17 protein-coding genes are annotated in these 21,062 nt (G+C 60.2%); 12 read left to right on the plus strand and 5 right to left on the minus strand.

Annotated elements, in window-relative coordinates:
- Positions 1 to 153: 153 nt before the first annotated feature.
- The 10 genes from ACVVH8_RS16730 to ACVVH8_RS16775 all read left to right on the plus strand — a co-directional run bounded on the left by ACVVH8_RS16730 (position 154) and on the right by ACVVH8_RS16775 (position 13,119).
- The gene (locus ACVVH8_RS16730) at positions 154 to 1,023 is read left to right on the plus strand and encodes an esterase/lipase family protein (protein ID WP_103302469.1); all 870 of its coding nucleotides are present in this window, start codon (positions 154 to 156) and stop codon (positions 1,021 to 1,023) included.
- A 96-nt stretch (positions 1,024 to 1,119) separates the two neighbouring features.
- Positions 1,120 to 1,401: a peptidylprolyl isomerase gene (locus ACVVH8_RS16735; RefSeq protein WP_007912303.1), complete on the plus strand. Its 282-nt coding sequence runs from the start codon at positions 1,120 to 1,122 to the stop codon at positions 1,399 to 1,401.
- Between the two features lie 133 nt (positions 1,402 to 1,534).
- Positions 1,535 to 3,403, plus strand: coding sequence for an extracellular solute-binding protein (locus ACVVH8_RS16740; protein WP_475225000.1), 1,869 nt, complete (start codon positions 1,535 to 1,537; stop codon positions 3,401 to 3,403).
- Entirely contained in the window at positions 3,403 to 4,464 is a 1,062-nt protein-coding gene (locus ACVVH8_RS16745; RefSeq protein WP_475225003.1) for a microcin C ABC transporter permease YejB, read from the plus strand. Before ACVVH8_RS16740 ends, ACVVH8_RS16745 begins: the two co-directional genes overlap by 1 nt.
- A complete protein-coding gene (locus tag ACVVH8_RS16750; RefSeq protein ID WP_103302334.1) occupies positions 4,464 to 5,486 on the plus strand; it encodes an ABC transporter permease in 1,023 nt (340 codons plus the stop codon). Before ACVVH8_RS16745 ends, ACVVH8_RS16750 begins: the two co-directional genes overlap by 1 nt.
- Positions 5,487 to 5,495: 9 nt before the next feature.
- Positions 5,496 to 7,070 carry an ABC transporter ATP-binding protein gene (locus ACVVH8_RS16755; RefSeq protein WP_212809132.1) on the plus strand — a complete coding sequence of 525 codons (1,575 nt, stop codon included), beginning with the start codon at positions 5,496 to 5,498 and terminating at the stop codon, positions 7,068 to 7,070.
- 166 nt (positions 7,071 to 7,236) lie between these two features.
- Positions 7,237 to 8,643 (plus strand): sigma-54 interaction domain-containing protein, encoded by a 1,407-nt coding sequence (locus ACVVH8_RS16760; protein ID WP_475225005.1) that lies wholly within the window; start codon positions 7,237 to 7,239, stop codon positions 8,641 to 8,643.
- Positions 8,644 to 8,928: 285 nt separating this feature from the next.
- Positions 8,929 to 10,320 (plus strand): GntP family permease, encoded by a 1,392-nt coding sequence (locus ACVVH8_RS16765; protein ID WP_077573126.1) that lies wholly within the window; start codon positions 8,929 to 8,931, stop codon positions 10,318 to 10,320.
- Between the two features lie 7 nt (positions 10,321 to 10,327).
- Positions 10,328 to 11,101: a 3-hydroxybutyrate dehydrogenase gene (gene hbdH, locus ACVVH8_RS16770; RefSeq protein ID WP_103302337.1), complete on the plus strand. Its 774-nt coding sequence runs from the start codon at positions 10,328 to 10,330 to the stop codon at positions 11,099 to 11,101.
- Between the two features lie 62 nt (positions 11,102 to 11,163).
- Positions 11,164 to 13,119, plus strand: a complete 1,956-nt coding sequence (locus ACVVH8_RS16775; RefSeq protein ID WP_475225007.1) for an acetoacetate--CoA ligase — start codon at positions 11,164 to 11,166, stop codon at positions 13,117 to 13,119.
- Positions 13,120 to 13,123: 4 nt separating this feature from the next.
- On the opposite strand, the gene ACVVH8_RS16780 is transcribed toward ACVVH8_RS16775, so the two are convergent.
- Positions 13,124 to 14,236 (minus strand): PilT/PilU family type 4a pilus ATPase, encoded by a 1,113-nt coding sequence (locus ACVVH8_RS16780; protein ID WP_475225010.1) that lies wholly within the window; start codon positions 14,234 to 14,236, stop codon positions 13,124 to 13,126.
- Positions 14,237 to 14,364: 128 nt separating this feature from the next.
- On the opposite strand from ACVVH8_RS16780, the gene ACVVH8_RS16785 reads away from it, so the two are divergent.
- Complete coding sequence (locus ACVVH8_RS16785; RefSeq protein WP_315448133.1) at positions 14,365 to 16,902, plus strand: PAS domain-containing hybrid sensor histidine kinase/response regulator; 2,538 nt, start codon at positions 14,365 to 14,367, stop codon at positions 16,900 to 16,902.
- A 51-nt stretch (positions 16,903 to 16,953) separates the two neighbouring features.
- On the plus strand, positions 16,954 to 17,229 hold the full coding sequence (locus ACVVH8_RS16790) for a peptidylprolyl isomerase (RefSeq protein ID WP_025112520.1): 276 nt from the start codon (positions 16,954 to 16,956) through the stop codon (positions 17,227 to 17,229).
- Positions 17,230 to 17,341: 112 nt separating this feature from the next.
- Here ACVVH8_RS16790 and ACVVH8_RS16795 read toward each other — a convergent pair whose 3' ends face one another.
- The 4 genes from ACVVH8_RS16795 to ACVVH8_RS16810 all read right to left on the minus strand — a co-directional run bounded on the left by ACVVH8_RS16795 (position 17,342) and on the right by ACVVH8_RS16810 (position 21,053).
- Complete coding sequence (locus ACVVH8_RS16795) at positions 17,342 to 18,274, minus strand: sugar kinase (RefSeq protein ID WP_475225012.1); 933 nt, start codon at positions 18,272 to 18,274, stop codon at positions 17,342 to 17,344.
- A gap of 154 nt (positions 18,275 to 18,428) precedes the next feature.
- Entirely contained in the window at positions 18,429 to 19,643 is a 1,215-nt protein-coding gene (locus tag ACVVH8_RS16800) for an amino acid deaminase (protein ID WP_475225014.1), read from the minus strand.
- A 43-nt stretch (positions 19,644 to 19,686) separates the two neighbouring features.
- Complete coding sequence (locus ACVVH8_RS16805) at positions 19,687 to 20,451, minus strand: IclR family transcriptional regulator (RefSeq protein WP_103302343.1); 765 nt, start codon at positions 20,449 to 20,451, stop codon at positions 19,687 to 19,689.
- Positions 20,452 to 20,663: 212 nt separating this feature from the next.
- The gene (locus ACVVH8_RS16810) at positions 20,664 to 21,053 is read right to left on the minus strand and encodes a RidA family protein (protein WP_007912330.1); all 390 of its coding nucleotides are present in this window, start codon (positions 21,051 to 21,053) and stop codon (positions 20,664 to 20,666) included.
- Positions 21,054 to 21,062 lie beyond the last annotated feature (9 nt).

Genomic DNA, 21,062 nt, shown 5'->3' on the forward strand with positions numbered 1-21,062 from the left:
CCGATTCGGACTTCACATGTATCCGAAACGTCGTACAGCCCCTAGTCCATATTCAACGGCCAAGTGAAGCCTCTTCGTACTTCCTCAGCGGGACGGGTGTTTTAGAGTGACCCACAGATTTCCCCAATGAACTTCTGCGAAAAAGGTAAGAACATGCAACGGAATGCTACAACTCGTTATCCCGTGCTTTTGGTACACGGCCTGTTCGGATTCGAGCGTATCGGCCATTTCGAGCTGTTTCATGAGGTCAAGGACGCTCTGAAAACAGCAGGCAGCCGAGTGTTTGTTCCCCACCTCTCCGCCACTCACGACAACGAAGTAAGAGGTGAGCAACTACTGAAGCAAATCGAAAGCGTCCTGAGAGGCACAGGAGCCGCTAAAGTCAACCTCATCGGACACAGTCAGGGCGCATTGGCCGCTCGCTATGCTGCGGCGCTTGCGCCACACAGCGTGGCCTCGGTGACATCGGTCAGTGGCCCGAACCACGGCTCGGAACTGGCTGACTTCCTGCGCAAGGCGCTGGTGCCGGGCCGACTGCCGGAAGTTGTGGCGCAAAACGTGGCGACACTGTTCGCTGATTTCATTTCGCTGGTCAGTGGTAGCCCCACCCTGCCGCAGAACGCCCTGGCGGCACTCAATGCACTGACAACCGAGGGCGTGGGTGCCTTCAACGACAGGTTTCCGCAAGGCCTGCCCCACACGTGGGGCGGGCAAGGTGCCGCACAGGTCAATGGTGTGCGCTATTACTCCTGGAGCGGCGTCCTGCCTGCAACAGGCCTGCCATCATTCGACCCGATTCAAGGCGCCTGTCAGGCGCTCTCGCAATATTTCATGACCGAAGGGGATCAGAATGACGGCTTCGTCGGGCGCTTCAGCTCGCATTTGGGCCAGGTTATCCGTTCCGACTATCCGCTGGACCACTTGAGCACTCTGCGCCGCAGTGCCGGCACCGTCGCCAGCCTGCTCGACCCGATTGCGCTTTACGTCGAACATGCCGCGCGCCTGCGAGCAGTGAATCTCTGAACAGGCTGCTGACAAACGAGCGGAACTTTGCCGAGAATTCGCCCACTGAATCCGGTAGGCTCCGCACTTTACTGAAATAGATTGGAGAGTTTTCCCATGGCTAAAGCCACTGCCCGCCACATCCTGGTTTCCAGCGAAGACAAGTGCAACGAACTCAAGGCCCAGATCGAAGGCGGCGCTGATTTCGCCGAAGTTGCCAAGGCCAACTCCACCTGCCCGTCCAGCCGTCAGGGCGGTGATCTGGGCTCGTTCGGTCCTGGCCAGATGGTCAAGGAATTCGACACTGTCGTGTTCAGCGCGCCAATCAACGTCGTGCAAGGCCCGGTGAAGACCCAGTTCGGTTATCACCTGCTGGAAGTCACCAGCCGTCAGGACTGATCCATCGCCTGATTGCTGTGCCAACGGCCCGCCTTTTGGTGGGCCGTTGTATTTCAGCAACACATACGACTGGCGACTGGCGCGCCTCTCGCGTACAACTTGCGCATATCGACTACCCGTTCCAAGGCTGACAATGCGACTGGTTTTCCCCACATTGATGCTCACCGCCCTCGCCCTGCTGTCGGGCGCCGCCGGTGTGAACGCTGCACCGCAACATGCGTTGACCGTGTATGGCGAACCTGCCAGGTACCCCGCAGGCTTCAGTCACTTCAACTACACCAATCCGCAAGCCCCCAAAGGCGGGACGATGCGCCGCTCGGCGATCGAAATCGGTCACTTCGACCATGTGCTTCCTTATATAGACAAGGGCATCGGTGTCACCCAGATCGACGGCCTGCTGTATTCGCCGCTGGCCCAGCGCTCGATGGACGAGCCTTACACCGTTTACGGTCTGGTCGCACAGAAGATGGAGCGCTCGGACGACGGTCTGTCGTTGCGCTTCTTCATCAATCCCAAGGCCCGCTTCGCTGACGGCAAACCGATCACCGCCGAAGATGTGCGCTACAGCTACGACCTGTTGATGACCCAGGGCAGCCTGCGTTATCGCACTCAGTTCGCCGACGTCAAAGGTGTCGAAGTGGAAGCGCCGCTGACCGTGCGCTTCGATTTCAAAAGCAACGAAAACCGCACCCTGCCACTTGATATCGCGACCCTGCCGGTATTCCCCGAACACTGGTGGAAGAGTCGCGATTTCGCTGGCGGTGGCGGATACGAACCGCCACTGGGCAGTGGCCCCTATCGCGTCGGCAAAGTCGACTCGGGGCGCAGCATCACGTTCGAACGCAATCCCGATTGGTGGGGCAAGGATTTGCCCGTAAGCCGCGGCCTGTACAATTTCGACCATTTCAGCATCGAGTATTTCGGCGACACCGATGTTGCGCGACAAGTGCTGCGCGGCGGTGCCTATGACTACAACCGCGAGTTCTCCGCCACCGGTTATTCGATCGGCTATGACAGCCCCGCCCTGAGCGACGGCCGCCTGCAAAAGGCGCATCTGGCCACCGAAGCACCGCAATCGGCGCAAGGCTTTGTGTTCAACCTGCAAAAACCGATGTTCCAGGATCGTCGCGTGCGTCAGGCACTGGCGATGCTCTGGGATTTCGAGTGGAGCAACCGGCAGATGATGCGCAACCTGTACATCCGCCAGCAAAGCTACTTTTCCAATACCGACCTTGCGGCGCGAGAACTGCCCGATGCCCAAGAGCTGAAAATCCTTGAACCGCTGCGCGGACAGGTTCCCGACGAAGTTTTCACAAAAGTCTTCGAGGCGCCGAAAACCGATGGCAGCGGCCTGATCCGCGACAAACAATTGCAGGCTCTTGAACTGCTTGAGCAGGCCGGGTGGACACCGGATGGCGATCAGCTGGTGAATGCCGAGGGCGAACCGCTGAGCTTCACCTTCCTGGTCAGTCAGAACGGCATGGACCGCTTGTTGCTGCCATACAAACGCACACTGAAACAGATCGGCATCGACCTCAATATCCGCCGCATCGACTCCTCGCAGTACGTCAACCGCTTGATGAGCCGCGACTACGACATGATCGTCACCGGCTACCCCGTCACCACCTCTCCGGGCGGCGAATTGCTCAACTATTTCGGATCGGCGTCAGCCAACGATCCGGGCGCCAACAATTACATGGTGCTGAAAAACCCGGCGGTCGACACATTGATCAATGGCCTGATCCGCGCCTCGACCCAATCCGACATGCTGCACTACGCCCACGCGTTGGACCGGGTGCTGCAATGGAACTACTACTGGATCCCCAATTACTACCCGCCGGGCACCTCGACAGTCTGGTGGAACCGTTTCGGCATTCCGTCGGTGCAGGCCAGCAACGACGAAGCCATCGAGAGCTGGTGGGAAATAAGCAGCACGCCGCTGACCAATCAACAGATGACGGCTGAAAAAATCGCCCGTGGCAGACCCGGAGGACCACGCTGATGTGGGGTTACATTCTGCGGCGCCTGCTGCTGATCATTCCGACGCTGGTGATTATTCTGCTGGTCAATTTCGTCATCATTCAAGCGGCGCCCGGTGGCCCGGTCGAGCAGGCGATCGCGCACCTGCAAGGCATTGGCGGGACCAATGTCGGCAGCGGTTCGAGCGAAACCATGAGTGGCACATCGCGCGCCAGCCGTGGCCTTGATCCGCAACTGATCAAGGACATAGAAAAACAGTACGGCTTCGACAAACCGGCCCATGAACGCCTGTGGCTGATGCTCAAGAACTATGCGCAGCTGGACTTCGGCAAGAGCTTCTTCCGTGGCGCAACGGTCACCGACCTGATCCTGGAAAAAATGCCGGTTACCATTTCCCTCGGTCTCTGGGCGACGCTGATTACCTATCTGGTTTCAATCCCGCTGGGCATTCGCAAGGCTGTACATCACGGCAGTCATTTCGATATATGGAGCAGCACGGCGATCATCATCGGCTACGCAATGCCGGCGTTCCTGTTCGCGATGTTTCTGATCGTGGTGTTTGCCGGTGGCACTTCGCTGAACTGGTTCCCGGTGCGCGGCCTGGTGTCGGACAACTTTGAATCGCTGTCGACCCTGGGCAAGATCGCCGACTACTTCTGGCATCTGGTCTTGCCGGTGACGGCACTGGTCATCGGTGGTTTTGCGACGTTGACCATCCTCACCAAGAACTCGTTTCTCAATGAAATCACCCGCCAATACGTCGTCACTGCCCGGGCGAAAGGCTTGAGCGAGCGTCGCGTGCTTTACGGCCACGTATTCCGTAACGCCATGCTGCTGGTGGTGTCGGGTATTCCCCAGGCGTTCATCAGCGTGTTCTTCGCCGGCTCCTTGCTCATCGAAGTGATTTTCTCCCTCGACGGCCTCGGCCGCATGAGCTACGAAGCGGCAGTGTCGCGCGATTATCCGGTGGTGTTCGGCTCGCTGTTCATCTTTACCCTGTTCGGCCTGCTGATAAAACTGATCGGCGACCTGTGTTACACCCTCGTCGATCCGCGCATCGACTTCGCCGCGAGGAATGCCTGATGTTCAAGCTCTCGCCGTTGGGTCGTCGCCGCTTCGAGCGTTTCAAGAAAAACCGCCGTGGCTGGTGGTCGTTGTGGCTGTTCATCGGACTGTTTGTCGTCACGCTGGGTGGCGAGTTGATCGCCAACGACAAGCCGTTGGTGGTCAGCTATCAGGGCCAATGGTATTTCCCGGTCTTCAAACGCCACACCGAGCAGGAGTTCGGCGGGCAACTGCCGTTCCAGGCCGATTACCGCAGCGACTATGTGCAGAACCTGATCCGCAAGGACGGTGGCTGGCTGCTGTTTCCGCCGATTCCGTTCAGCGACGACACGCCGAACTATGACCTCAACAAACCGGCACCGAGCCCGCCGACTGCAGTCAACTGGCTGGGCACCGACGATCAGTCGCGGGACGTGCTGGCCCGGGTGATTTTCGGCGCGCGTGTATCGATTCTGTTTGCGTTGATGCTGACGTTTGTCAGCGCCTTGATCGGTATCGCGGCCGGTGCCTTGCAGGGTTATTACGGGGGCTGGGTCGACCTGCTCGGGCAACGCCTGCTGGAAGTCTGGTCGGGATTGCCGGTGCTCTATCTGCTGATCATCCTCTCCGGTTTCGTCGAGCCGAATTTCTGGTGGCTGCTGGGGATCATGGCGTTGTTTTCCTGGCTGGCACTGGTCGACGTGGTGCGCGCCGAGTTCCTGCGCGGGCGCAATCTGGAATACGTCAAAGCCGCGCGCGCCTTGGGCCTGACTGACCGCAAAGTGATTGTCCGGCACATCCTGCCAAACGCCATGAATGCGACGTTGAGTTATTTGCCGTTCATTTTGACCGGAGCCATTTCCACGCTCACGGCGCTGGACTTCCTCGGCTTCGGCATGCCGGCCGGCAGTGCTTCACTGGGCGAACTGATCGGCCAGGGCAAACAGAACCTGCAGGCACCCTGGCTGGGGCTGACAGCGTTTTTCACTCTGGCGCTGATTCTTTCTTTACTGGTGTTCATCGGCGAAGCGTTGCGTGACGCCTTCGACCCTCGATCCTGAAGCGTGGCCATGACTGACAACCTGATTGAAATCCGAAATCTCAATGTCGCCTTCCATGGCCAGACCGTGGTGCGAGACCTGTGCCTGGATATCCGCGCCGGCGAGTGCCTGGCCCTGGTCGGCGAATCCGGTTCGGGCAAATCGGTAACGGCCCATTCGATTCTGCAATTGCTACCCGAATCGGAAGCGCAAACCACCGGCAGCATTCGCTATCGCGGGCAGGAACTGGTCGGGGCTGACCCCAAGGTCTTGCGCGAGCTGCGCGGTAATCGCATCGCCATGATCTTTCAGGAGCCGATGACCTCGCTCAATCCGCTGCACACCATCGAAAAGCAGATCGGTGAAACCCTGTTGCTGCACCGGGGCCTCGGTGGCAAAGCGGCGCAACAACGGATTGTTGAACTGCTTGGCCTCGTCGGCATCCAGAAACCCGAGGAACGGCTCAAGGCGTATCCGCATCAACTGTCTGGCGGACAACGGCAACGGGTGATGATCGCCATGGCACTGGCCTGCGAACCGGAGCTATTGATCGCCGACGAGCCGACCACCGCCCTCGACGTCACCGTGCAACGCAAGATCCTGCTGCTGCTCAAATCCTTGCAACAACGCTTGGGCATGTCGCTGCTGTTGATCAGCCACGACCTCAATCTGGTGCGCAGCATTGCTCAGCGCGTTTGCGTGATGAAGGCCGGTGAGATCGTCGAGCAAGCGCCGTGCGAAACCCTGTTCACCGAACCGAAACATCCTTACAGCTGCGTTCTGCTCAACGCCGAGCCCGAGGGTGAAGCCCTGCCCCGGGATGAGCGTGAAAACGTGCTGGAAGTCGATGATCTGCGGGTTGATTTTGTCGTCGGCGGCGGGCTGTTTCAGCGCAAACAATACCTGCGCGCGGTGGATGGCATCAGCCTGAACATCCAGCGCGGCAAGACCCTGGGCATTGTCGGTGAATCCGGTTCAGGCAAGTCGACGCTGGGCCAGGCGATCCTGCGGCTGCTCGATTCCAAAGGCAGCATCCGCTTCCAGGGCGAAGCGCTCGATGGCCTCAACCAGAAACAGCTACGCCCGTGGCGGCGGCAGATGCAGGTGGTGTTTCAGGATCCGTTCGGCAGCCTCAGCCCGCGAATGTCGGTGGCGCAAATCATCAGCGAAGGCCTGGAAGTGCATTGCGAATCGACCGCCGATGAATGCGATGAGCAAGTGATCCGCGTACTTAAGGAAGTGGGCCTGGATCCGCAAAGTCGCCATCGCTACCCCCACGAGTTTTCCGGCGGTCAGCGCCAACGCATCGCCATCGCCCGGGCACTGGTATTGAAACCGGCGCTGATCCTGCTGGACGAACCGACTTCGGCACTCGACCGCACGGTACAAAAACAAGTGGTCGCCCTGCTCCGCCAGCTTCAGGAGAAACATGGTCTGACCTATCTGTTCATCAGTCACGACCTGGCGGTGGTCCGCGCCCTCGCCCACGACATGATCGTGATCAAGGACGGCAAAGTGGTCGAGCGCGGGGCCAGTCACGAGGTGTTTGATTCGCCGCAGCATCCGTACACCAAAGAGCTGTTGGCGGCGGCGCATCCGGGGTAGGCATAATCGGCACTCGATTTGAAACCGAGTCGCGGCCATCGCTGGCAAGCCAGCTCCCACAGGATTTTCGGTCGCTCACAGATACTGTGCTCACCAGAAAAACTGTGGGAGCTGGCTTGCCAGCGATGGCGTCGGCACTGTCAACCAAAACCGCGGATCAGCCTTCATGAACACCACCGAAAGCCTCAAGGACTACCAACGGGTTCGCACCCTGGCGATCCGCTCGTTGTTCGAGATCATCGAGCAATCGAGCGAAGGCACGGTGATTGTCGATCGCGATGCCAACATCGTCTGGATGAACGAGCGCTATGCCCGCCGGTTTGGTCTGGAATCCGCCGCAGGCGCCATCGGCAAGCCGTGTGAAAGTGTGATCCCCGGCAGTCTCTTGCGCGAAGTAGTGCGCACCGGCCGGCCGATCTTGCTCGACATGCAGGACACGCCAAAAGAGCCGTTGGTGGTCATGCGTCTGCCGATTCACGACGACGCCGGCAGCGTGATCGGCGCCATCGGTTTTGCCTTGTTCGATGAGTTGCGCACCCTCTCGCCGATGCTCAAGCGTTATCTGAGCATGCAGGAAGAACTGGCGTCGACTCGTTCATTGCTGCGGGCGCGACAGACCAAGTACAACTTTGCGCATTTCATCGGCACCAGCGCCGCCAGCCTCGAAGTCAAACGCCGTGCTCGGCGCAGTGCCAGCGCCGAGTCGCCGGTGTTGCTGCTCGGCGAAACCGGCACCGGCAAAGAGCTGCTGGCCCAGGCCATCCACAGCGCCTCGCCCCGGGCGCACAAAGCGTTTGTCAGCATCAACACCGCGGCGATTCCCGAAGCCCTGCTGGAAGCCGAGTTTTTTGGCACAGCGCCAGGCGCTTTCACCGGGGCCGATCGCAAGGGCCGCACCGGCAAACTGCAAATCGCTCAGGGCGGCACGTTGTTCCTCGACGAAATTGGCGACATGCCGCTGCCGCTGCAAAGCAAACTGCTGCGCGTGTTGCAGGAAAAGGAGTTCGAGCCTGTGGGCTCCAACGAAGTGATTCAGAGCGATGTGCGGGTGATCGCCGCCACGTCGACAGATCTGCAAGCGGCGATCAAACGCGGCGAGTTCCGCGCCGACTTGTATTACCGACTCAACGTGCTGCCGATCAACGTGCCGCCGTTACGGGATAGGCTGGATGACCTGCCAGCGCTCAGCGAAGCCATTCTTGAAGAACTGCGCAGCCAGCATGAACTGAACCGCGAAGCGCTGGCCCTGCTTGGCCAGCATGCCTGGCCGGGCAATATTCGCGAGTTGCGCAATGTGCTGGAACGGGCGGCGCTGCTCAGTGACGACCTGATGCTGACGGAAAATGACATACGCGCGGCCATTGGCACGTTTTCCCCGGTGGAGCGAACCTCGGCACCGATGGTTGAAGCGCTGACCGAAGAAACCTTCGCTCAGGCGCGGGAACGATTTGACCGGCAGTTGATTCAATCTGCCCTCGCGCAATGCGCAGGCAAGGTGCCGGAGACAGCGGCTCGACTGGGGCTTGGACGCTCGACCCTGTACAAAAAAATGGTGGCACTGGGAATCGCTTAATCCCACTAATGAGACTTAGCTCTCTAAATAAAGACAAAATCAAAAACATCGCTGGCAAGCCAGCTCCCACAGGTTGATTGCCGTTCCTGTGGGAGCTGGCTTGCCAGCGATGACGTCAGCAAATCCAAAAAAAATCTCTATACAGAGACAATTTAATCTTCCCGCCATCCAGAAACCTCATTAAATCCATATATTTCAATAGCTTACCTATCTGGCACAAAACTCGCTAAGCGCTCTCCTACACCCGTTTCAACCACAAAAATAACAATTCCGGAGAGACACACCATGAGTGTGATCATTGCCCTGGCAGCCCTCGCGCTGCTGATGCTGGCGGCCTACCGTGGCTATAGCGTCATCCTTTTCGCCCCGATCGCCGCCCTCGGCGCGGTCCTGCTCACCGACCCCTCCGCTGTCGCCCCTGCCTTCACCGGGGTGTTCATGGAAAAAATGGTCGGTTTCATCAAGCTGTACTTTCCCGTGTTCCTGCTCGGCGCCGTGTTCGGCAAGTTGATCGAGCTCTCGGGGTTCTCGCGTTCGATCGTTGCGGCAGCGATTCGCCTCTTGGGCACCAAGCAGGCGATGCTGGTGATCGTGCTGGTCTGCGCCCTGCTCACCTACGGCGGCGTGTCGCTGTTCGTGGTGGTCTTCGCGGTTTACCCGTTTGCTGCCGAGATGTTTCGCCAGAGCAATATCCCCAAACGCCTGATCCCGGCCACCATCGCCCTCGGCGCGTTTTCGTTCACCATGGATGCCCTGCCCGGCACGCCGCAAATCCAGAACATCATCCCCAGCACCTTCTTCAACACCACCGCGTGGGCGGCGCCGTGGCTGGGGGTGATCGGCACGATCTTCGTGTTCTGCGCCGGCATGCTGTTTCTCCAGCGCCAACGCAACAAGGCCCAGCGCGCCGGTGAAGGCTATGGCACCGAGCTGCGCAACGAACCGGAAACCGCCGAAGACCTGAAGCTGCCGAACCCATGGATTGCGCTGTCGCCCCTGCTGGCGGTGGGCATCATGAACCTGTTGTTCACCCAGTGGATTCCACAGTGGTACGGCAAGACCCACAGCCTCGCACTGCCGGGCATGGCCACACCGGTCACCACCGAAATCGCCAAACTGACGGCGATCTGGGCGGTGCAGGCGGCATTGCTGGTCGGGATTCTGATGGTACTGGCGTTCGGCTTTCAGGCGATTCGCAGCAAACTCGCCGAGGGCAGCAAAAGTGCGGTCAGCGGTGCGCTGCTGGCGGCGATGAACACCGCTTCGGAATACGGCTTCGGCGCGGTGATTGCGTCGCTGCCGGGCTTTCTGGTGCTGGCCGACTGGCTCAAGCAAATCCCCAATCCACTGGTCAACGAGGCCATTACCGTGACGTTGCTGGCCGGTATCACCGGCTCTGCCTCGGGCGGTATGAGCATTGCGCTGGCGGCGATGTCCGAGCAGTTCATCAGCGCGGCACACGCAGCGAACATTCCGCTGGAAGTGCTGCACCGCGTGGCCGCGATGGCCAGCGGCGGCATGGACACCCTGCCGCACAACGGCGCGGTAATCACGCTGCTGGCGGTCACCGGCCTGACCCATCGCGAAGCTTATAAAGACATTTTCTGTATTACGCTGATCAAGACCCTGGCGGTTTTTGTAGTGATCGGCACTTTCTACGCCACTGGCATTGTGTGAGGCATTCATGACGACTCTTTCTGGCAAGACTGCATTGGTCACCGGCTCCACCAGCGGCATCGGTCTGGGCATTGCCCTCGTGCTGGCAAAGGCCGGGGCCAACGTGATTCTCAATGGTTTCGGCGATGCTGCCCCGGTGATTGCCGAGGTCGCGCAGTTCGGCGGCAAGGTCGGCCATCACCCGGCCGACGTCAGCGATCCGGCGCAGATCGCCGACATGGTCGACTACGCCGAGCGCGAATTTGGCGGCGTCGACATTCTGGTCAACAACGCCGGCATCCAGCATGTCGCCGCCGTTGAAGAGTTCCCGATCGAGCGCTGGGACTCGATCATCGCCATCAACCTCTCGTCGGTGTTTCACAGCACGCGCCTGAGTTTGCCGGGCATGCGCGCCAAGGGTTGGGGCCGAATCATCAATATCGCCTCCGTGCACGGTCAGGTCGGCTCAACCGGCAAGGCTGCTTACGTCGCGGCGAAACACGGGGTGATCGGCCTGACCAAAGTGGTCGGTCTGGAAACCGCGACCAGCAACGTCACCTGCAACGCGATCTGCCCGGGCTGGGTTCTGACGCCGCTGGTGCAGAAGCAGATCGACGACCGTGCTGCCACGGGTGTCGATCCACAGCAGGCGCAACACGATTTGCTGGCCGAGAAGCAGCCGTCACTGGCGTTCGTCACGCCGCAGCATCTGGGTGAACTGGTGTTGTTCCTGTGCAGCGAGGCTGGTAGCCAGGTGCGCGGGGCGGCGTGGAATATTGATGGGGGATGGCTGGCGCAGTAAATCTTCAACTGACCCTGTGTGATCCTGACTCTGTGCGTGAATCAGATAACAAGAGGCAAACAATGTCCGACATCCTCTGGCAACCCGACGCCAACCGTATCGCCCATTCGCGCATGGACACGTTCCGGCGCTTGGTCAATCAGCGCCACTCGCTGAACCTTGACGACTACCCTGCCCTGCACCAGTGGAGCATCGATCAGCGTGAAGCGTTCTGGCAGGCCATCGTCGATTTTTTCGGCATCAGCTTCCATACCCAACCCGACGCGGTCCTGCGTGAAGGCACGAAAATGCCCAGTGCCGAATGGTTTCCCGGCGCCACCCTGAACTTCGCCGAACACCTGTTGCGGCGGCGCGACGATGCCGTTGCGGTCATCAGCGTGGCGGAGAACGGTCAGCGCGAGCAATTGACCTGGGCCGAACTGGCCAGTCAGGTCGCAGGATTCCAGGCCAGTCTGCAAGCAGCGGGCGTTGGCCTCGGCGACCGGGTGGCGGCATGCATGCCCAATACCTGGCAGACGCTGGTGGCGATGCTGGCGACCACCAGCCTTGGAGCGATCTGGTCGTGTTCCTCTCCGGATTTCGGCACCCATGGGGTGATCGACCGTTTCGGCCAGATCGAGCCGAAAGTGCTGATCACCTGTGCCGGTTATCGCTATGCCGGAAAAGAAATAGACCAGACAACCAAGCTCAATGAAATTCTGGCGCAACTGCCGACGCTGCAACAGTTGATCATCGTGCCCTACGCGCGCCCGCAGGCTCGCGTGCAGGATTACCGGACGCAGGCGGATGTCACGCTGTGGGAAGAGTTTTACCGACCCGGCGGTGAGCCGCGTTTCGTGCCGGTGCCGTTCGCGCATCCGCTGTATGTGCTGTATTCCAGCGGCACCACCGGCGTGCCGAAATGCATCGTGCACAGCACCGGCGGTGTACTGCTGCAACACGTCAAGGAACACGGGCTGCATGTCGACCTCGGCCCCGGCGATCGCCTGTTCTACTACACCACTTGCGGCTGGATGATGTGGAACTGGCTGGTCTCGGCGCTTGCGGTCGGCAGTGCTGTGGTGTTGTACGACGGCTCGCCGTTTCATCCGGACGAACAGCGCTTGCCGGATCTGCTTCAGGACGAACGTGTCAGCGTCTTCGGCACCAGCCCGAAATTTCTCGCGACGCTGGAGAGCAGCGGCCTCAAGCCTCGCGAAAGCCACGATCTGAGCCACCTGAAAACCTTGCTTTGCACGGGTTCAGCGCTGTCACCACAGAGCTACGACTTCGTCTACCGCGATTTCAAACCCGACGTCTGCCTGGCCTCGATGTCCGGCGGCACCGATATCGTTTCCTGCTTCGTCAACGGCAATCCGCTGTCGGCGGTACGTCGCGGCGAAATCATGGGCAAAAGTCTGGGCATGGCGGTTGAGGTGTGGAATGACGCCGGCCAACCGCTGATCGGCGAGAAGGGCGAACTGGTTTGCACCCGGCATTTCCCGGCGATACCGATCGGCTTGTGGAACGATGCCGACGGAGAAAAACTGCGCAAATCCTATTTCAGCCTGTTCCCCGGCGTCTGGGCGCAAGGCGATTACGCCGAACAACTGCCCCACGGCGCGATGGTGATTCACGGTCGATCCGACGCCGTGCTCAATCCCGGCGGCGTGCGCATTGGTACAGCGGAGATTTATCGGCAGGTGGAAAAAGTCCCGCAAGTGCTCGACAGCGTGGCAATCGGGCAGCAGTGGCAGGATGATGTGCGCGTGGTGCTGTTTGTGCGGTTGCAGGATGGCGTCGCACTGGATGCCCCCCTGCAGGAGCAGATCCGTCAGGTGATCCGCGCGAACACCACACCCCGTCATGTACCGGCGAAGATTGTTCAGGTCACGGACATTCCGCGCACCATCAGTGGCAAGGTCGTGGAACTTGCCGTGAGAAACGTGATGCACGGGGAACCGGTGAAGAACACCGATGCGCTGGCCAACCCACAAGCTTTAGAGCAATTTCGCAACAGAAGCGAATTGAGCTGTTGACCCTCTAGTCCATCAATCCCCACTCACCCGAGGAGGATGGCGGCAACCCGGAACCGGTATCGTCATGCAATTTCAAACGCAACCGCAGGTTGTTTACCGAGTCCGCATGTTTGAGCGCCTCTTCCTCACTGATCACTTTCTCCACCACCAGCGCAAACAGTGCGGCATCAAACGTCTGCATGCCGAGCTCGGCAGACTTCTCCATGATGCCCTTCAACTCGGTGAATTCGTTTCGACGAATCAGGTCCGTCACTGTCGGTGTACCCAGCATGACCTCGACCGCGGCCCTGCGCTGTCCGTCCAGCGTGCGCACCAACCGCTGTGAGACAAAGGCCCTCAGGTTGTTGCCCAGCGCATGCAACAACTGCGGGCGACGCTCTTCGGTGAACATGTTGGTGATCCGGTCCAGCGCCTGATTGGCGTTATTTGCATGCAGGGTTGAAAGCACCAGATGCCCGGTTTCGGCAAACGCCAGCGCATGCTCCATGGTTTCGCGGTCACGAATTTCGCCGATCAGCACCACGTCCGGCGCCTGGCGCAGAGTGTTCTTCAATGCGGCGTGAAAACTGCGGGTGTCGACGCCGACTTCACGCTGGTTGATGATTGAACGTTGATGCCGGTGGATGTACTCGATCGGATCTTCGATGGTGACGATGTGCCCGCTACTATGGCGATTGCGGTGGTCGATAAGCGCTGCCAATGACGTCGACTTACCGGAATCGGTAGCACCGACAAACAGGATCAGGCCCTGTTTGAGCATCACGTTTTCAAGCAGTATGGCCGGCAACTTCAAATCTTCGAAACGCGGGATGTCGAGTTTGACGTTACGGATCACGATCGACACATCATTGCGCTGTTTAAAGATGTTGACCCGGAAACGGCCAACCCCCGTACGCGAGATCGCCAGGTTCATTTCCAGATCCCGGTCGAACTCCCGGCGCTGCTCGGCGTCCATCAGGGAGGTGGCGACAGTCGCCACCTCGCCGGGTTTGAAGGGCTGCTCGCTCAACGGCGTCAGCACGCCGTCGAACCTTGCACTGGGTGGTGCGCCGGTGGACAGAAACAGGTCCGAACCGTGACGGCTTGCCAGTTGTTTAAGCAGTGCGTCGATTTCCATGACAAAAAGCACCCGTGAAGCTTGCAATGAACAGAGAGGGCCCGCGCCGTGACGCAAGGGGCCAAACCGCGTCTACCGAACTAGGATAGTAGACGCCGTCTCACCGACTGATGCTCAGGACTGATGTAATGAACGCTGTACCGACCACTGACGATGCTCAAGTATTGATCGCCCGAACGGATTGGAGTCGTACTCCGTTGGGCGCGTCTGGCACCTGGCCGCAGAGCTTGCGAACCGCGGTGGACATCGTGATTCACTCGCCGATGCCGATGTTGCTGCTGTGGGGCGCGGAGCTGACGCAGATCTACAACAACGGCTTTGCCCTGCTCGCCGGGAGCAAGCATCCGCACGCTTTCGGACAACCTGCGCACCAGATATGGCCAGAACTTCGAGACTTTACTGACCCGATTTACAGCGCCGTCCTACAAGGCCAGGTGCGCACCTACAGTGAGCGGCGTTTCACCTTGCAGCGTGAGGGCAAGGAATCGGATTTCTGGCTTGATCTGACTTACAGTCCGATCCGCGATGAGAGCGCGCAAGTCGCCGGGATTCTGGTGACCGCCATCGAAACCAACGAGCGCCGGCGCATCGCGCTGGAACTGCAACAGCGCTCCGATGACAGCCTCAAGGCCCAGCGCGAAACCGAAGAGCGCCTGCAACTGGCGCTTGCCGCAACTGATGCAGTCGGCACCTGGGACTGGGACATCGGCGAAGATCGCTTCATTGCCGACGCCCATTTCGCCCAGTTGCACGGCATCGATCCGGCGCGCGCCGCGCAGTTGCCCATCAGCGATTACCTGCACGGCGTGCATCCCGAAGACCGCGCGCTGGTCGCCCGCAGCATCAAGCATTGCATCACTCACGGCACTGAATATGCGGAGGAATACCGCTTGTTGCTGCCTGGTGGCGAACAGCGTTGGGTGTTTGCCCGCGGGCGCTGCTACAAGGATCACCATGGCCGCCCGATGCGCTTCCTCGGTGCCGCGCTGGACCTGACCGAACGCAAACATACCGAACAGGCGTTGCGCCAAAGCCAGACCGAGCTGCAGTTGATCATCAACGCCATGCCGATCCTGATCAGTTACGTCGACCACGAAGAACGTTTTCGCCTGAACAACGCGGCGTATCTCGACTGGTACGGGCTGACTCCGCAGGAGCTGTACGGCCGCACGATTCGCGAAGTGATCGGCGAAGAGGCCTATTTTCTGCGCGCAGCGTATATCGCCGAAGCGCTGGCTGGCCGCCCCTGCTCGTTCAGCCTCTATACCCATCACCGTGACGGCAGCGCCCGGCATGCGCTGATGAATTACTTGCCGCGTCACGGCCCCGATGGCGCGGTCAACGGTTTCTACATTTTCGTGATCGACGAAACCGAACGTAAAAAGACCGAAGAAGCACTGCGCAATCTCAACGAGACCCTTGAGGAGCGAGTCAGTGCCCGCACGGATCAACTGGCGCAGGCCAATCAACGTTTGCAGAACGAGATGTTCGAGCGTGAGCGCGCCGAAGATGCGTTGCGCCATGCGCAGAAGATGGAAGCGGTCGGCCAGCTCACTGGCGGCATCGCCCATGACTTCAACAACATGCTCACCGGGATCATCGGCAGCCTCGACCTGATGCAACGCTATATCGCCAATGGTCGGGCCGACGAGATCGGCCGTTTCACCGAAGCAGCGGTGTCCTCGGCCAACCGTGCAGCCGCCCTCACCCACCGTTTACTGGCGTTTTCGCGGCGCCAGTCGCTGGATCGCAAGACCCTGAACGTCAACGAGCTGATCCATTCGCTGGAGGATCTGATCCGTCGCACCAAAGGCGATCCGATCGAACTCACCTTGCGTCTGGCCGAAGACGTGTGGCCGGTCAGCACCGATGTCAGCCAACTGGAAAATGCCCTGCTCAATCTGGTGATCAACGCCCGCGACGCCATGCCCGAGGGCGGTGAGCTGCTGATCGAGACGGCCAACGTCTATCTCGATGGCAGTGACCTTACGACGCTGGAACCGGTCAAGGCTGGCGACTACTTGATGTTGGCGGTCAGCGACAACGGCACCGGCATGACGCCTTCGGTGCGCTCCAAGGCCTTCGATCCGTTTTTCACCACCAAACCCATCGGCCAGGGCACCGGCCTCGGGTTGTCGATGATTTATGGTTTTGCCCAGCAATCCGGCGGCCATGTCAGCCTCGACAGTTTGCCGGGCCAGGGCACTTGCGTGCGCCTGTACTTGCCGCGTTTGCATGGCATCGAGCCTGAATGCCCGTCTGTCGAGCCGATCGAGCAGACGTCACCCACTGCAACAGGTGAAACCGTGGTGGTGGTCGAAGATGACCCGGCGGTGCGCATGCTGGTCACCGATCTGTTGAAGAGCCTGGGTTACCAGGCTCATGAAGCGGAAGACGCCAAGACCGCCCTGCCGCTGCTGGAGTCGGATTTGCGCGTGGATCTGCTGGTCACCGACGTTGGCCTGCCGGGCATGAATGGTCGGCAACTGGCAGAGATCGCCCGCCAGCGTCGCCCGACGCTCAAAGTGCTGTTCATGACCGGGTATGCGCAGAACGCCGCCGAGCGTCAGGGCTTCCTGGAGGATGGCATGGACATGGTGGCCAAACCGTTTTCGATTGAACTGCTGGCCAGCAAGATCCGCACGATGATCAGCCAAACGCCTTGAGTTGAGGCATAATCCGCGCCCCGCCGTCACCCCGTTATCAGGTACCGCAAGATGAAAGCCCAAGCCCGCCACATTCTGGTGAAAACCGCCGAAGAGGCCGAACAGCTCAAACAACGCATTGCCAAGGGCGAAGCGTTTGATGTGCTGGCGAAGAAATACTCGACCTGCCCGTCCGGCAAGCGCGGCGGTGATCTGGGTGAAGTGCGGCCGGGGCAGATGGTCGGTGCGATCGATGCGGTGATCTTCAAGAAGCCCTTACGCACGGTGCATGGGCCGATCAAGAGCAAGTTTGGTTATCACTTGGTGCAGGTGTTTTACCGGGATTAGGGTTGTCTTTAGGCCCCCATCGCGGGCAAGCCCGCTCCCACAGGAGAACGTATTCCAATGTGGGAGCGGGCTTGCCCGCGAATCGATTGCGAAGCAAGCGGCCACTCACCGCCTATTTCGGAATCAATGCCCCCGGCACTTGAATCACCCGACTGGCCAACTGATGCCCTGCCTCTGCCGCCTCGGCCGGACTGCAACCCATCAAACGGCTGGCCAGATACGCCGCACTGAACGAGTCCCCCGCCGCCGTGGTGTCGACCACTCTTTCGACCTTCTGCGCCGGCACTTCAAACGCTTCGCCATCACAGCGGATCAGGCATGCTTCGGCGCCGCGCTTGAGCACCACTTCCGGCGTGCCGATCTGCGCGTAAGCCTCGAATACCGCAGCGCAATCGGCAAAACCGAACAGTGCCTGCTCGTCATCCACCGTCAATAACGCCAGGTCTATGTGCGGAAGAACGCTGCGGTAAGCCGCCCGTGCCTCTTCCGGTGACGCCCACAAACGGGGCCGGTAGTTGTTGTCGAAGACGATCCGCGCATCGCGCTGGCGGGCTTCGATCAGGGTCTGGATCAAACGGTCGCGGCCCTGGGCACCAAGAACGGCCAGGGTGATGCCGCTGAAATACAGCACATCGTAATCCGCCAGCGCGGCCAGAATCGGTTCGGCGGCCGGCGTGGTGAAGCAATCGCGCACGGCGGCTTCGTTGCGCCAGTAGAGAAAACGCCGTTCGCCATTGGCATCGGTCTGGATGCAATACAGGCCGGGCAGCCGCCCGGGCAGGCGTTGCACCCTTTGCAGGCCGATGCCTTCGTTGGCCCAACTGGCGCACATGGCGTCGCTGAAACTGTCATCGCCCAGCGCCGTGACGTAGTCGACCTGAGCCTTGTCGCCCAAGGCGCGGGACAGGTAGACGGCGGTGTTAAGGGTATCGCCGCCAAAGCTTTGCTGCAGGCTGCCGTCGGCACGCTGCTGGAGTTCGATCATGCATTCGCCGATCAGGGCGATGCGCGGGGTGTTGGGGCCCAGTGGGCTCAGGCTGGTCATCTTGTGGTGTCTCTGGTTGATCGATGGTGTCTGGTCTGGCCTCATCGCTGGCAAGCCAGCTCCCACAGGGTTTTCGGTTGTTCACAAATGTTGTGTACACCAAAAAACTGTGGGAGCTGGCTTGCCAGCGATGGCCGTTACACGGTTTCGAGACTTAGAAACAGGTTTCCATGCTTTCGATCACCGACAACTGCTCGTCCACCAGCAATCCCACACGCCACTTGTCGAAGGTCAGGCACGGGTGCGAAGTGCCGAAGGAAATGATGTCGCCCACGCGCAGTTCAACCCCCGGCGCTACGGTCATGAATGCATGCTGATCCATCACCGCCGTGACCTTGCACGCACCGACATCCTCGCCCACCGCTGGCACCACTGCGGCTTTGTAACGCAACAACGGCACCGGCAGACCGGCATCGAAGGCGACATCACGCTTGCCCAGGGCAATCACCGCAACCCCAGGCTCGGGAAGCGATTGCACGTGCGCCCAGACTTCCAGCGCCGGACGCAGGCCTTCGTGCAGATCGCTGCGACGGTCGAGCACGCAGCATTGCGCTTCTTTGTAGATACCGTGGTCGTGCGCCACGTAACTGCCCGGACGCAACACGCTGAGGAAGCGGCCGCCCGCGTTCTGCGCTTCGAACGATTCGGCGATCAGGTCGTACCACGCCGACCCCGAAGCCGTGATGATCGGCTTGGCGATGGCAAACGCGCCGCTGTCCTGCAACTGCACGGCCAGACGCACCAGTGACGCGGCGAATTCGCGGATGCCGCTGACCGCGTGATCACCATGAATCACGCCTTCATAACCTTCGATACCGGTCAGGGCCAGCGCCGGTTGCGCGTTGATCGCCTTGGCCAGCTCGATGACTTCCTGCTCGCTGCGGCAACCGCAACGGCCGCCGACTACGCCGTACTCGATCATCACGTTGAGCTTCACGCCGCGCGAGGCGAAGTAAGCGCCAAGATCGGCGACGTTGTCCGGGTGATCGACCATGCAATAGAAATCAAACGTCGGGTCGGCGAGCAGATCGGCAATCAGCGCCATATTCGGTGTGCCAACCAGTTGGTTGGCCATCAGCACCCGCCGTACACCGTGGGCGTAAGCAGCGCGGGTCTGGGTGGCGCTGGCGAGGGTGATGCCCCACGCGCCGGCGTCGAGCTGACGCTTGAACAGTGCCGGGGTCATGCTGGTCTTGCCGTGAGGCGCGAGTTCGGCGCCGCTGTCGCTGACGAACTTCTGCATCCAGCGAATGTTGTGCTCCAGCGCTTCGCGGTGCAGCACCAGCGCCGGCAGGCTGACGTCACGCACCAGGTGCGCGCCGATGGCGGCGTCGCCCTTTTCCACAGCAGTATTGATGGCAGTCGTCATGGTCAAACTCCTCGCGTTCATTCGCGGCCGCAGGCAGTCGCGATTATTCGTTGATCCGCCGGGCGAGGCTGTTGGCGCTCTCGATCAGTACCCGGCGATAGTCGTTGTAATTGTTCTTCGCATCGGCCCGTGGAGCGACGATGCACAGGGTGCAGATGGCCACGCCGTAAAGGTCTTTGACCGGGGCGGCGAAGCAATGAGTGAAGGTGTCGGCGACGCTGTCGAAAGAAAAGAATCCGTCGATGCCGGCCTGACGGATTTCCGCCAGAAAGCGTTCCAGCGGCAAGCGTTCGCCGTCGGGCAGGATGTAGTCGTCTTCGTCGATCAGGTCGATGATCTGCTGGTCGCTCAAATGCGCCAGCAACAGGCGCCCGGAGGCGGTCCACGGGATCGGCGCGTTTTCGCCGATGTCGGAAGAAATGCGGAAATGCCGCTCGCCCTCCTTCATCAACGCCACCGTGTATTTGCGCCCGTTGAGCAGGCACATCTGCGCGGTCTCGCGGGTCTGGCTGACGATCTCCTGCAAAGCGTGATCGGCCTCGCGACTGAGGTCGAAATGACGCAAATGCGCCTGCCCGAGGAAATACAACTGACGGCCGAGATAGACGTGACCGTCCTTGCCCACCGGTTCCAGAATCCGCCGTTCCAGCAAGGAAGCGACCAGTTCGTAGACCGTGGATTTCGGGCTGCCGATACCGTTGGCGATGTCGTTGGGACGCAGCGGCTGGCCGATTTCCTTGAGGAAATCGAGGATATCGAACGCCCGGTCCAGACCACGGGCCCGGCGCTTGATGGTGTCTTCGGTCATGTCAGTGGTTCCCATAAAAGTTGCCGGGATGGTAACGGGCTCGTGAAGTTGTGTCAGTTGGATCGTCACCCTCACCCCCCGCCCTCTCCCAGGGGGAGAGGGAGCCTGACCGTATCGATGCATGACTAGCTGACAAACGCTGGAGTCTGCATCGATAGAGATCAGTCCCCTCTCCCTCCGGGAGAGGGTTAGGGTGAGGGAGAGCCTTTGACTCAAGCCTTCTTCTTGTACGCAATGCAATCAATCTCGACCTTGCAGTCGACCATCATGCTCGCCTGCACACAGGCCCGCGCCGGGGCATGTTCCGGTTTGAAGTATTCGCCAAACACCTTGTTGAAGCTGCTGAAATCCCGCGGATCATCCAGCCACACTCCGGCACGCACCACGTCTTCCAGGCCATAACCGGCCTCTTCGAGAATCGCGATGAGGTTCTTCATGGTCTGGTGGGTCTGCTCGACGATGCCGCCAACAATGATCTCGCCATCCACCGCCGGCACCTGCCCGGACACATGCAGCCAGCCATCCGCTTCAACAGCGCGGGCGAAAGGACGTGGCTGACCACCAGCGGCGGTGCTGCCGGTGCCGTAACGCGTAATGCTCATGGGTATTTC

The sequence above is a fragment of the Pseudomonas trutticola BRTCR10 genome, from assembly GCF_056155105.1.